The organism is Buchnera aphidicola (Pemphigus immunis) (assembly GCF_964059115.1).
In the GTDB taxonomy this organism is placed as follows: Bacteria; Pseudomonadota; Gammaproteobacteria; order Enterobacterales; family Enterobacteriaceae; genus Buchnera_C; species Buchnera_C aphidicola_C.
On record NZ_OZ060408.1, the window covers coordinates 219,939 to 233,131 of the forward strand.

The 13,193-nt window shown below is 23.7% G+C and carries 10 protein-coding genes; 3 read left to right on the plus strand and 7 right to left on the minus strand.

Annotated elements, in window-relative coordinates:
* Nucleotides 1-13: 13 nt before the first annotated feature.
* Both AB4W77_RS00935 and lpdA read left to right on the plus strand, forming a co-directional pair.
* On the plus strand, nucleotides 14-1,240 hold the full coding sequence (locus tag AB4W77_RS00935) for a 2-oxo acid dehydrogenase subunit E2 (protein ID WP_367681606.1): 1,227 nt from the start codon (nucleotides 14-16) through the stop codon (nucleotides 1,238-1,240).
* A gap of 120 nt (nucleotides 1,241-1,360) precedes the next feature.
* The gene (gene lpdA / locus AB4W77_RS00940) at nucleotides 1,361-2,767 is read left to right on the plus strand and encodes a dihydrolipoyl dehydrogenase (RefSeq protein WP_367681673.1); all 1,407 of its coding nucleotides are present in this window, start codon (nucleotides 1,361-1,363) and stop codon (nucleotides 2,765-2,767) included.
* Nucleotides 2,768-2,963: 196 nt separating this feature from the next.
* On the opposite strand, the gene AB4W77_RS00945 is transcribed toward lpdA, so the two are convergent.
* From AB4W77_RS00945 to AB4W77_RS00970, 6 genes are all read right to left on the minus strand, one after another.
* Nucleotides 2,964-3,653, minus strand: coding sequence for a 5'-methylthioadenosine/adenosylhomocysteine nucleosidase (locus AB4W77_RS00945; protein ID WP_367681607.1), 690 nt, complete (start codon nucleotides 3,651-3,653; stop codon nucleotides 2,964-2,966).
* A gap of 77 nt (nucleotides 3,654-3,730) precedes the next feature.
* Complete coding sequence (gene erpA, locus AB4W77_RS00950; protein WP_367681608.1) at nucleotides 3,731-4,075, minus strand: iron-sulfur cluster insertion protein ErpA; 345 nt, start codon at nucleotides 4,073-4,075, stop codon at nucleotides 3,731-3,733.
* 1,734 nt (nucleotides 4,076-5,809) lie between these two features.
* Nucleotides 5,810-6,754, minus strand: coding sequence for a 16S rRNA (cytosine(1402)-N(4))-methyltransferase RsmH (gene rsmH / locus AB4W77_RS00955; protein ID WP_367681609.1), 945 nt, complete (start codon nucleotides 6,752-6,754; stop codon nucleotides 5,810-5,812).
* Nucleotides 6,755-6,845: 91 nt separating this feature from the next.
* On the minus strand, nucleotides 6,846-7,322 hold the full coding sequence (ilvN, locus tag AB4W77_RS00960) for an acetolactate synthase small subunit (RefSeq protein WP_367681674.1): 477 nt from the start codon (nucleotides 7,320-7,322) through the stop codon (nucleotides 6,846-6,848).
* A complete protein-coding gene (ilvB, locus tag AB4W77_RS00965; protein ID WP_367681610.1) occupies nucleotides 7,319-9,049 on the minus strand; it encodes a biosynthetic-type acetolactate synthase large subunit in 1,731 nt (576 codons plus the stop codon). Before ilvB ends, ilvN begins: the two co-directional genes overlap by 4 nt.
* A 205-nt stretch (nucleotides 9,050-9,254) precedes the next feature.
* Nucleotides 9,255-10,277, minus strand: a complete 1,023-nt coding sequence (locus AB4W77_RS00970; protein WP_367681611.1) for an FAD:protein FMN transferase — start codon at nucleotides 10,275-10,277, stop codon at nucleotides 9,255-9,257.
* Nucleotides 10,278-10,855: 578 nt separating this feature from the next.
* On the opposite strand from AB4W77_RS00970, the gene AB4W77_RS00975 reads away from it, so the two are divergent.
* On the plus strand, nucleotides 10,856-12,286 hold the full coding sequence (locus AB4W77_RS00975; protein ID WP_367681612.1) for a Do family serine endopeptidase: 1,431 nt from the start codon (nucleotides 10,856-10,858) through the stop codon (nucleotides 12,284-12,286).
* A gap of 70 nt (nucleotides 12,287-12,356) precedes the next feature.
* On the opposite strand, the gene dapD is transcribed toward AB4W77_RS00975, so the two are convergent.
* A complete protein-coding gene (dapD, locus tag AB4W77_RS00980; protein WP_367681613.1) occupies nucleotides 12,357-13,178 on the minus strand; it encodes a 2,3,4,5-tetrahydropyridine-2,6-dicarboxylate N-succinyltransferase in 822 nt (273 codons plus the stop codon).
* Nucleotides 13,179-13,193 lie beyond the last annotated feature (15 nt).

Here is a 13,193-nt window from a genome sequence, read left to right on the forward strand (position 1 = left end):
TGGGGTATAATGGATGATAATTGAAATTAAAGTTCCTGATATTGGTACAGAAAAAGTTGAAGTGACTGAAATTTTAGTTAATGTAGGAGATTTAGTTACATTGGAAGAAGGATTAATTACTGTAGAAGGACAAAAAGCTTCTATGGAAATTCCTGCTCCTATAAATGGAGTAGTAAAAGAAATTAAGGTTAGTGTTGGAACTGTAGTTAATACTGGTGATGTGATGATGGTATTTGAAGTTCAAGATAATGTTAATTTGGAAACATTAACATTAGAGGAAGAAAAAAAATTATATAATATTGAAAAAGATGAAAATAAAAAAAAATTAGAAGAGGTACATGCTACTCCATTAATTCGTCGTTTGGCAAGAAAATTAAATATTAGTTTACAAAATGTTAAGGGAACTGGTCCAAAGAGTAGAATTTTAAAAGAAGATTTAAAAAAATATACTAAAAATAGTTTTAAAAAAGAAGATCTAGATTATAGTAATGATTATTTAAATTTAAATGAAAACAATAAAATTTTGAAAGAAAAAGAACAATCTTTTCAACACGTTAAATTAAATCATGTTCAAATCATTTCAGGTAAGAATTTAACTCAAAGTTGGAGAGAGATACCTCATGTAACTCATTTTTATGAATCTGATATTACAGAATTAGATAAATTTCGCAAGAAATGTAATATTAAATATCAGGATGGCACTGTAAATATTAAATTAACAATATTAGTTTTTATAATAAAAATAGTTTCTAAAGCTTTGCAAGAATTTCCACGATTTAATAGTATTATTTCTAATGATCTAAAAACATTAACAATTAAAAAACATATCAATATAGGTATTGCTGTAAATACGTCTAAAGGTTTATTGGTGCCGGTATTAAAATCTATAGAAAATAAAAATTTGTTAGATATTTCTAACGAATTAATTAGTATTTCTAAAAAAGCAAGAAAAGGCCTTTTAACTTTTTCAGATATGCAAGATGGGTGTTTCACAATATCTAATTTAGGAGGTTCAGGAGGTATTGGATTTACTCCTATTATAAATATGCCTGAAGTCGGTATTCTTGGAATATCTAAATCATTGATTAAACCTATTTGGAAAGAAAAAGAATTTGTACCTAGATTGATTTTACCTTTTTCTCTTTCTTATGATCATAGAGTGATTGACGGAGTATATGCTGCTCATTTCATGGATTTTATAAATACATTACTGTTAGATATTCGTTTTATGATGATGTGATAGAAGTATATAAAATTATCATTTTATATATTAAAATTTTTTTATCGGTAAAGATTACAAATTTATTTAAAAAAAATATATTTATTATTTACAAAATATTTTATTAATAATAATGGATTTATAATGGAAAAAAAAATTTATACCCAAGTAGTTGTTGTAGGGTCTGGGCCTGCTGGATATTCTGCTGCTTTTCGTTGTGCAGACTTAGGGTTAAAAACAACATTAATAGAAAAATATGAAGTATTAGGAGGCGTATGTTTAAATGTTGGATGTATTCCTTCTAAAGCTTTGTTACATATATCTAAAGTAATAACAGAGTCTAAAGAATTATCTGAATCTGGTGTTTTGTTTAATAAACCTATAATAGACATTAATAAAATACGAAAATGGAAAGAGAGAATTACAGGTTCTCTTAATATAGGTTTAAGTAGTATGGCTAAGTATCGCAATATTAAAGTAATTATAGGAAAAGCTAAATTTTTAAATTCTAAATCTTTATCAGTAGAATCAAAAAAAGAAAAAGTAATAATTATGTTTGAAAATGCAATTATTGCCACAGGTTCTCGTGCTATAAAATTACCAAATTTTCCGTATAATGATAAACGTATATGGGATTCTACAGATGCTTTAAATTTACAAAATATACCTAATCGGTTGTTGATAATTGGAGGAGGAATAATTGGTTTAGAAATGGCCACTGTTTATTCTTCTTTAGGTTCAAAAATCGATATTATAGATTCGGGTATGCGGCTTTTACCGGTTGTAGATAAAGATGTAATCGATATTTTTGTTTGCGCAGTCAACAAAAAATTTAATTTAATGTTAAATAGAGTTATTTCTAAAATTGAATTAGAAAAGCAAGGTGTTGTTGTGACAACAGCTGATAATGAAGAAAAAAATTGTTATGATGCGATATTAGTTGCTATTGGTCGAAAACCTAATTATAAAGATTTAAATATTAATTCAATAGGAATAGAAATTAATGAATTAAATTTTATAAAAACAGATAAACAATTACGTACAAATATATCTAATATCTTTGCAATTGGAGATGTTATTGGACAACCTATGTTGGCTCATAAGGGAATACATGAAGGACACATAGCTGCTGAAGTTATAGCTGGGAAAAAACATTTTTTTATGCCTAAAGTTATTCCGTGTGTGGCATATACTGATCCGGAAATTGCTTGGGTTGGTCTGACAGAACAAGAAGCTATGAAGTTAAAGATTAATTATAAAAAAGCAGTATTTCCTTGGTCTGCATCTGGAAAAGCTATTACTTCTCATGCTCATATTGGATTAACCAAGTTAATTTTTGATAAAGAAACCAATAGAATAATTGGAGGTATGATTATAGGAAGAAATGCCAGCGAATTATTATCAGAAATCAGTTTAGCCATTGAGATGGGTTGCGATGCAGAAGATATTAGTTTAACTATACATGCTCATCCTACTTTATATGAATCAATAGGATTAGCAGCAGAAGTTTTTCAAGGAACAATTACAGATCTAATGAACATTAAATAGAAATATTTATATAGATATAAAATATTTAGGAAATAGAGAAAATTAGATATAAATATATATATGTTCTCTATTTCCAAATTTTTATTTTTATATGATTTTAAATGATTTTTATGTGTTTTTATATTTTTTACGAATAATAAATTCATAAAATTGATTTTTATTTTTTAATTTAATGAATGTTCAGTATTAATAAATTTTATAATATTTTTAGTATTTCTTCAACCACTTGTGTAGCACAATAGCTAGCTTTTTTAATATTTTTTTTAAAACTCCAAGTGGCGCACTTATTGGCAAAGTCAGATATAGCACGAATAATTAAAATTGGTTTTTTGAAATTATAACATACTTGAGCGATTGCAGTGGATTCCATGTCAATGGCGATAGCCGATGGAAAATTATTATGTATAGATTTTAACATATTTTTTTTATAGATAAAAGAATCTCCTGTTAAAATAAGTCCTTCTTGAAATTTATATTTCAATCGATATATACATTTTTTTGCTATATTTAATAACTTGTAATTTATTAAAAAAAATCTAGGATATTTAGGGATTTGACCTATGGGATATGTAAATATACTTACATCTACATCATAGTAACATGTTTTATTCGGAAGAATAATATTTTTTATTTTCAATAAAGGATTTATGCTTCCAGCAGAACCAATATTAATAATTACATTTGGATTATAATGAGTGATTAGCATAGTAGTTACTATGCTAGCAGAAACTTTTCCAATACCCGATTGAAGTATGATAATATTGATATCATGTAAATAACCGTCATAAAACTTAAAATTTCCTATTTTTTTTCTTTTACATTTTTTTATTTTTTTTAGTAAAAAAATAATTTCTTTTTTTATAGCACCTATTATTCCAATTTTCATGATTTTATAATTTTAGTAATTTTAATGGTATAAGAAATAAATTTATTATATGGAAAAATGTAAAATAATTGGTATATTTATATACTAAATGATAAACCGCATCCACAAGTATTTTTTGCGTTTGGATTAGAAATTATAAATTTGGATCCCGTTAAATCTTCTTTGTAATCAATTTTTCCACCAATTAAATATTGTAAGCTAATAGGATCAATGACGATGTAATTTTTGTATTTTTTAATGAAAATATCATTTTCATTGATATTTTTGTCGAAGATAAATCCATATTTAAAACCGCTACACCCTCCTCCTGTAATATATACTCTTAATTTAAGATTAGAATTATTTTTTTCTTTTATCAATTTTTTTATTTTTTTTATAGCAATGTTTGAAACATGTAAAGATATTTCCAATGTATTTTTCATTAGAGATCTCATATTTTTTATAATATAAAAATGTTATATATTTTGTTTGTGTAATACAAATATGATGCAATATATATTTTATTTTGATTAGATATATTATATTTTATTTGTTTTTAAAAACTTAAAAATAATTGAATAATAAAATTCTTATTTTTTAAAGTGAATAGTATGATTTTTATAAAAATATTTTTTAATTTATTAATTTTAATATTAATGATTTTTTATTTAAAAATTAATATTTAATAAGAATTAAATAGTTATATCTTTTTCATATTTTTTTATTAGTTATTTTTTCATGGTGTACGTTTATTTATCGTATCGTGTTCATTGTAGACAAAAAAATTGTTTAGAATTATGTTGATTGATATTAATAAATTAGTAAATTTAAAAAATTTTTTATTGTTTTTAATAAATTGTCTGTAATAAAAAGTAAAAAGTAGAATCTAATTTTTTTTAATAAAAATATTTTTTAAAAAATATATAAATTTTTACTATACAAAATTATATATGTGATATTTATTTTTTATCAATATAGACATATTTTTTATTAACTTTATCGGGAAATAAATTATTTTTATTTGAATATCGATAATAATACATTTTATATCGGTATTTTATGTAACGCAATTGATTAATTTTTTTGTTCATATGTTTCTATTAAAAAGTAATAATTTTATTGTTATATCATTTTTATAAAAATTAAAGATATTGTAAGTGAAATTTTAGTGTTTTTTATTCATATCTTTATAGTAACGAAATTATCATAAATTTAAAATTTTTGGTTTTATTTCAAAATAGATAAGATATTATATTTTTGATGTATTTTAATTTTTTAATGTTTTTATAGTAAAAAGTATTATAATTAATGATATTAATCATTAAATTTTTATATATATTGTTTAATAATTTTTATAAATTTATTTTTTTATAATGATAAAATTGATATTTTTTTTAAATTATTTAACATTTTTTATTTATGAAAAATATATAAGAAGAATAAAATTTTTTAATTTTTATTATTGAGGTAAGATTAATGATTTATTTTAAAAATGAATAAATTTTAATTTATTTTATAAAAAAGTAAACATAACATGATAAGATATTTTTTTTGATTTTTTATACTTCTTTATATTTGAAATTATATTTTGTACAAAATTTAAAATATAAGGTTATATGTATATTTTTTGTAAAAAATATAAGTTTAAAGTAATTTTATTTATTTTTATCAAATATTTATTAATTTTTAAATAAACATAATATTCTATATATTTAATCATCTTATTATTTTTGAAGAAAGAATACCTATTGTGTTATATATCTGTATAAAATGTTATGTTTCAGAGATTGACTTTATTTAAAGCATTAAAAATATTTACGTATTAATATTTATGTTTTTTATTTTAAAAAAATTATTGATAAATAAAACGATATTTTTATTTAATTTTTTTAACTCAAATTGGAATTATTCAATTTAATAATTTTTAAATTGATAATTAAGTTTTTTATTTTATGAATATTGAAAACATATTTTTATTTGGTTATTAATTTATTTTTTAGAATTTATTTAATATAAATATAATTAAAAAAGTTTATTTATTTTTTATTTTTAAAAAAAATAATTTTTGTTTTATTGAAGTAATAATAAAAATCGTCAATTATTTTAATTAACATATTTCTGTATATTATCTAATTATAATCCATTAGATTTTATACAATTTATTTGATTGATAATTATTATTCCTTATTTTTTTCAGCAATTCTTAATATGGAACTACGTGAACTTGGATTAATATGAATTTCATTTTTGCTAGGAAATATTCTTTTAATTATTTTTAGTTTTATTTTTTTTAATTGCTTAATTTTTTTTTCTGTAATAGGTAAACCAATAGGTACTTGAGCTTTTTGACTATGTTTTGTTATAAATTTTTTTACAATGCGATCTTCTAAAGAATGAAAACTAATTATTGATAATCTTCCTCCTGATGTTAATATTTCTAATGCATTGGTTAATACTGAGTTAATTTCTTCTATTTCTTGATTAATAAAAATTCTTATTGCTTGAAAACTACGAGTTGCAGGATGTTTAAATTTATTGTATTTTGGAATAGATTTAGCAATTAAATCAGCGAGTTCTTTAGTACGTAATATAGGTTTTATTTTTTTTTGCTTAACAATAGATTTTGCAATACGTTTTGCAAATTTTTCTTCACCAAATTTTTTTAGTATGAATGCAATTTCATTTTCTTTCGCTTTATTTAACCAATGTGCTGCTGAAAAGCCTTTTTTAGGATTCATTCTCATATCTAAGGGACCATCTTGCATAAAAGAAAATCCTCTTTTAGGATTCTTTAGTTGTAAGGATGACATACCTAGATCTAATATAATTCCATTAATTTTTCCTATTATTTTTTTTTGTTTTGCATAATGTAATATGTTTGAAAATAATCCTTGAATTATACAAAAACGGGTATCTTTAATCTTTTTAGCTTCAGAAACAGCATAAGGATCTCTATCAATACTATATAATTTTCCATTTTTTCCTAGTTTTTTTAATATTTTTTTGGTATGACCACCTTCTCCAAATGTACAATCAATATAAATTCCATTTTTTTTTATGTTCAAAGAATTTATAGATTCCTGTAGTAATACAGGAATATGTTTTTGGTATGTTTTTATCATAATTTCTTTTTAAAATAAAAAATTTTAATAATATTAGATTTTAATTTTTATTAAAAATTTTAATAAATAATTCGATATTAATTATTATTTTTTAACTTCGTGATAATCCGACAATCCCGGAACGAGCAATTTCAGTAATTTTTGCTATATCTCTTATTATTTTTAAAAAAGCATTTAGTTTTTTACTAGTTCCAGATAATTGTATTATATACATAGATGTAGTTATATCGACAATTTGTCCTCGGAAAATTTCAGTAATTCTTTTCACTTCTTCTCTGGTATTTCCTATGCTATAAATTTTAACTAAGATAATCTCTCTTTCTATATGTGGAATACGTCCAATTTCTACAACACTTAATACGTCGATTAATTTATGCAATTGTTTTTCAATTTGTGTAATAACTTTATCATCACCTACAGTTTGAATAGTCATTCTTGATAAAGTAGGATCTTCAGTAGGTGCAACAGTTACGCTTTCTATATTATAACCTCTTTGTGAAAATAATCCAACTACTCTGGATAGTGCTCCAAATTCGTTTTCTAATATAACAGATAAGATTCTTTTCATATTTTTTTGTTCTCGTTTTTTTTTAACCACATTTCATTCATACCTCCTCCTTTAATTTGCATAGGGTATACATGTTCTGAGGTATCTATTAATATATCTACAAATACTAAATGTCCTTTATTTAATTTTATCAGTGCTAATTTTAATTTTTTTTCTAATTCTACAGGAGTAGTAATTGATATGCCTATATGACCGTAAGATTCTGCTAACTGTATAAAATTAGGTAATGATTCCATATATGAATGAGAATGTCTTCCAGAATAGATCATATCTTGCCATTGTTTTACCATTCCTAATGAATGATTATTTAAATTAATAATTAATATTGGTAATTTATATTGCATTGCGGTGGATAGTTCTTGAATATTCATTTGAATGCTTCCATCTCCTGTTATGCAAATAACAGTTTCTTTTGGCAAAGCTAATTTTACACCTAATGCTGCTGGTAAACCAAATCCCATAGTTCCTAATCCTCCTGAATTAATCCAGCGTTTTGGTTTATCAAAAAGATAATATAAAGCGGTGAACATTTGGTGTTGACCTACATCTGATGTAACATACGCCTTTCCTTCTGTTAACTTCCATAATACTTGAATGGCTAATTGTGGTTTTATTTTATTACTGTTCTTATCATAAGATAAATTATTTAATTTTCTCCATGTGTTAATAGTATTCCACCAAGGTTTTAGATTTCTTGATGTTATTTTTTCTTTTTCTTGTTTTAACATTTCTAATATTTTTTTTAATATTTTTTTAGCATCTCCTACAATAGCAATATTAGCAACTACTGTTTTAGATATGGATGTTGGATCTATATCAAGATGTAATATACTAGCAAATGGACAATATTTTTTTAAATTATTGGTAGTACGGTCATCGAATCTAACTCCAATAGCAAAAATAACATCTGAATGGTGCATAGCCATATTTGCTTCATAGGTTCCGTGCATTCCTAACATATGGATACTTAGAGGATGAGTTCCAGGAAAACTACCTAACGCCATTAATGATGTGGTAACAGGGATATTTAATGTTTCTGCTAAAATACGAAGTTCATAGTGACTGTTAGCACTAATAACTCCTCCACCTGCGTATATAATTGGTCTTTTCGCATGCAACAAAATGTTTATAGCTTTTTCGATTTGTTTTATATTTTCTTTTATTTTTGGATTGTATGATCTTATATTAATAGAGTTTGGCCAAATATAAGGTTTTTTATTGTTAGTATTTAATATATCTTTGGGTAAATCAATTACTACTGGACCAGGACGTCCGGTAGTAGCTATCCAAAAGGCTTTTTTAAAAGTGTTAGGAATATCTTCTGTTTTTTTAACTAAAAAACTATGTTTAACTACGGGACGAGAAATTCCTATCATATCACATTCTTGAAATGCGTCTAATCCAATTAGTTCTGAAGATACTTGTCCTGAGATTACCACGAGTGGTATCGAATCCATGTATGCTGTAGCTATTCCAGTAATTGCATTAGTTGCACCAGGTCCAGACGTTACTAAAACTACGCCAACTTTACCCGTACATCTAGCATAACCATCAGCCATATGAGTTGCTCCTTGTTCATGTCTTACTAAGATATGATTGATTCCGTTAATAGTTTTTAATGCATCATAGATATCTAAAACGGCTCCTCCAGGATAACCAAAAATATATTCAATTCCTTGATCAATTAATGATTGAACAACCATTTCTGCACCTGATAAAACTTTCATTTTTATTCCTAATTTTTAAGTATTTTAAAATAACATTATATTTTTAAGTTAATATGTTTTGTATATAATTGATTATTTTATTTTAAATAAATATTTAATTTTTTTATAGTATATATTTAATATTTTTATTTTTTAATTTTATTTAAACATTGATATATTAATTAATTAATATATCAATTTTACCGTTATTCCTGATAGATTTTTTTTAAATAAGAGATCTTTTAAATTCTGGGGAGATCCAAGTCAAAAGTTTATTATTTTTTTTAATAATCAAACATGCATTTAATTTTTCTTGTAAAATTATTTTTTTTGCTTTTTTAAATCCTGTTACCATCAATCCTGTATCCCAAGCATCAGCTTCTAATGTGTTATTGGCAATAATACTAACTGATATTAAGTTATGTTGTATGGGTAAACCTGTTAACGGATCGATAATATGGCAAACATTTTTTTTTTCTAAATAAAAATAATTTAAATAATTTCCTGACGTACTAATAGATTTGTTTTTTAAATAAACAATTATATGTGTGGTATTTTTATTTTTTATTGGAGATTTTATACCAATTTTTTTTATTGATCCTTTAGTAAATACTGCTCCTCCCACTGTTATTATGTAGTTAGAAATTTTTTCTTTATTTAGTATATCAGCTATATGATCTACCGCAAATCCTTCTCCTAAAGTGGAAAGATCAATTTGAATGTTTTTTAAATCTTTTTTTAAAAAATATCCTGATTTATTTTGAATTATTTGTAAATGTTGTAATCCAGTCAAAAAAAGAGTTTTATTTATTTTTTTTATAGATGGATATTTTTTAGGTGTTTTTTTAGCACCAAATCCCCACATATTCACCAATTGTCCAATAGTAATATCTAATGCTCCAGATGTTTTTTTCCCTATGGTTAAAGCTATAGTAATAATATTTTGCATATTTTTATTAATAGGGTACAGCTTATTTTCTTTATATTTATTGAATTTAGATATGGTAGATTTTTTTTTCCATGTAGAAAATTCTTGTTCATCTTGATCAAGTATTTTTTGTATTATAGATTTAAGATATAGTTTTTTTCTTTTTTTTTGTTTTAATAATTTTACTTTCCATGTTGTTCCCATGGTTTTTCCTGTTATAACAGTAAAATTATATTTTTTAGATATTAAAAGTTTTGTTTCATTACCTGTGCATGTTAATATGATAATAAAAATTATATTTAAAATTAAAGTCCATAACATGTATTATACAAATTCCTAGTCGAATTGATATCATATAAATAATTTTATTATTTAAAAATCATAATGTTTTGATTTACAAAAAACATTTTCATCGATATCAACATCAAAGATATTATTATTTTTAAATCATAATTATTTATATATATTTTTAGTAGATTGGAAAAAATATTTTTTAATGTAAAAATAGAAAGTATTTTAATATTTTTTGAAATAAAATATTTTTATTTAAAAATAAATATAATATTATTATATTTATTAATATAATATCATTTTTCATTGATATTATTAAATTAATTTAATTTATTAAATATTTTTTATTTATTTTTAATTACAATATTATTTTTATTTTTTATAAAATTATATATAGTTATGTGTGATTAATATTTTTATGTATTGTAAATCAGTAAATATTTTATTTTAAAAATATTAAATATGTTACTAATAAATAGACTGATATTTAAATAACAAAATTAAATTGTTTATGAATAAATATTTATTTTATATTAGATAAAAAGTATCATTTAGCATGATAACACGAATGTAGATATAAAATCTAAATTTCAATTAGAGTATTGATTATGAAAAAATTGTCTTTTTTACTAAAAATAACATTATTTTTATCAGCTATCTTTTTAAGTTTAGGGATGTCTTGGAGTAGCATATTACCTATACATAAAACGTCTTCTGAATTAAATTTACCTAGTTTAGCACCTATGTTAGAAAAAGTTATGCCTGCAGTAGTGAGTATTAATATTGAAGGTATTGCTCCAGTTAGAAATTTTCATTTATCTAAAACATTTGAGCCTTTTTGGAGTAAGGATTCTCCATTTTGTCAAAGTAGATCTCCATTTTTTTCTTCTCCTTTATGTAACGTAATATCTGGTGGATGTTCTAATCAAAAACATTTTCGAGCTCTTGGTTCAGGTGTTATTATCAATGCAGAAAAAGGTTATGTTGTCACTAATAATCATGTTATAGACCATGCGAATAAAATTATGGTATTTTTAAATGATGGAACTAAATATGAAGCTAGAGTACTTGGTAAAGATTCGCGTTCTGATATAGCTTTAATTAAATTAAAAAATACAAAAAATTTAATTTCTATTAAATTAGGAGATTCAGATTTATTACGTGTTGGAGATTATACAATAGCAATTGGAAATCCTTATGGATTAGGAGAAACTGTGACTTCGGGTATTATTTCTGCTTTGGGTCGTAGTGGTTTAAATATTGAAAATTATGAAAATTTTATTCAAACTGACGCTGCTATTAATCGTGGAAATTCTGGTGGAGCATTAATTAATTTGAAAGGAGAATTGATAGGTATAAATACTGCTATTTTAGCTCCAGAAGGAGGGAATATAGGTATTGGTTTTGCTATTCCTGGAAATATGGTAAAAAATTTAACAGAGCAAATTTCATTATATGGTAAAGTAAAACGTGGAGAATTAGGTATAATTGGTACTGAATTAAATTCTCAACTCGCAAAAGTAATGGAATTGAATACTAAAAGAGGAGCTTTTATTAGTCAAGTTATACCTAATTCTGCAGCAGAAAAAGCGGGGATTAAGGCCGGGGATGTAATTATTTATTATAATAAAAAACCAGTGAACAGTTTTTTTGCTTTGAGAGCTGAAATTAGTTCTTTACCAGTTAATACTAAATTGGAGTTAGGAATATTACGAAATTCAAAAATAAAATCAATTACGATAGAATTACAAAGTCATATTCAAAACAAAGTAGAATCAGCAACTTTATTATCTGATATTGCAGGTGCTAATTTAAGTAATTATATTTTTAATGGAATAAAAGGAGTGCGTATAGATAATGTAAAAAAAGATACAGCTGCTTATCACGTAGGTTTTAGAAAGGGAGATATAATTGTTGGTGTAAATAAAAATAATATATCTGATATAGAAGGATTACATGATACGATTAAAACTGGATATTCAGTTTTAGTTTTCAAAATAAAAAGAAATAACACGGATATTTATTTGGTATTACAATAAATATATTTGATAATATTTATTATTGCCTGAATATATAAATAATTCAGGCAATATATTTTGTAATATATGATTATATATTTCTAAGCAGTTGATTAATTGAGGTTTTTTTAATAGTTTTTTCGTCTACTTTTTTTACTATTACGGCACAGTATAGATTATAACATTTATTATCAGAAGGTAAGCTTCCAGATACTACTACAGATCCTTTTGGTATTCTTCCATAAAATATATTACCTGTTTCTCGATCATATATTTTAGTGCTATTTCCAATATATACTCCCATAGAGATCACAGAATTTTCTTCTACAATAACTCCTTCTACTATTTCAGAACGAGCACCAATGAAACAATTATCTTCAATAATTGTAGGATTATTTTGTAATGGTTCTAGTACTCCTCCAATCCCAACACCTCCTGAAATATGAACGTTTTTACCAATTTGAGCACAAGAACCTATGGTAGCCCATGTATCTATCATGCTACCTTCATCAATATAAGCACCAATATTGACATAGGAAGGCATGAGTACTGTTTTCCCCCCTATAAAAGAACCTTTTCTTATTGTTGCAGGAGGTACTATTCGTATTCCTTCTTCTTTGAATTTTTTTTCATCATGATTTTTATATTTTAGTGGAACTTTATCATAATAAGTGGTATGTGCATCTTTCATTACCTTATTATTTTTTAAATATAAATAAAGTAATATTGCTTCTTTTAACCATTGATGAGTTATCCACACACCTTTTATTTTTTCTGCAACACGTAAAGTACCCATATCTAACATGTTTATCACTTGATTTATAGCATCTTTTTCAGATTTACTGATATTTTCATATTTGATATTGGTTTTTTTTTCAAAAATATTTTTGATTATTTTTTTTAATTTTTCCATATTTTTAAAGATCTC

Bases quoted from the DNA above. Each gene is read 5' to 3' on its own strand.
- AB4W77_RS00975 (WP_367681612.1), top strand. From the start codon at position 10,856: ATGAAAAAATTGTCTTTTTTACTAAAAATAACATTATTTTTATCAGCT.
- AB4W77_RS00970 (WP_367681611.1), bottom strand. From the start codon at position 10,277: ATGTTATGGACTTTAATTTTAAATATAATTTTTATTATCATATTAACA.
- ilvB (WP_367681610.1), bottom strand. From the start codon at position 9,049: ATGAAAGTTTTATCAGGTGCAGAAATGGTTGTTCAATCATTAATTGAT.
- AB4W77_RS00945 (WP_367681607.1), bottom strand. From the start codon at position 3,653: ATGAAAATTGGAATAATAGGTGCTATAAAAAAAGAAATTATTTTTTTA.
- rsmH (WP_367681609.1), bottom strand. From the start codon at position 6,754: ATGATAAAAACATACCAAAAACATATTCCTGTATTACTACAGGAATCT.
- dapD (WP_367681613.1), bottom strand. From the start codon at position 13,178: ATGGAAAAATTAAAAAAAATAATCAAAAATATTTTTGAAAAAAAAACC.
- AB4W77_RS00935 (WP_367681606.1), top strand. From the start codon at position 14: ATGATAATTGAAATTAAAGTTCCTGATATTGGTACAGAAAAAGTTGAA.
- ilvN (WP_367681674.1), bottom strand. From the start codon at position 7,322: ATGAAAAGAATCTTATCTGTTATATTAGAAAACGAATTTGGAGCACTA.
- erpA (WP_367681608.1), bottom strand. From the start codon at position 4,075: ATGAAAAATACATTGGAAATATCTTTACATGTTTCAAACATTGCTATA.